The following is a 247-nucleotide window of genomic DNA, read 5'->3' as shown; positions in this document are numbered from 1 at the left end:
GCAGCTGGAAGAGCTGCTGCGCACCGCGCTGGATTACCACAACTTCGTGCTGACCCAGTACCTGGGCGTGGAAGCGGTCGACTTCCAGAAGACCTTCGACGAGGCCCTGGCCTTCGGCGAGTACGTCCAGCCGATGAAGTCCGACGTGGCCGGAATCCTCCACGACATGCGCAAGCAGGGCAAGCGGGTGCTGTTCGAAGGCGCGCAGGGCGCGCTGCTGGACATCGACCACGGCACCTATCCGTAC

1 protein-coding gene is annotated in these 247 nt (G+C 64.4%); it reads left to right on the top strand.

The annotated features are described in order from the left end of the window. Window positions 1-247: adenylosuccinate synthetase (locus R0J87_RS23240; protein WP_498889327.1), on the top strand; the 247-nt coding region annotated here is incomplete at both ends.

This window comes from Halomonas sp. SIMBA_159 (assembly GCF_046536035.1).
Classification (GTDB): Bacteria; Pseudomonadota; Gammaproteobacteria; order Pseudomonadales; family Halomonadaceae; genus Vreelandella; species Vreelandella venusta_A.
This window is presented reverse-complemented; position numbering and strand designations above follow the sequence as displayed.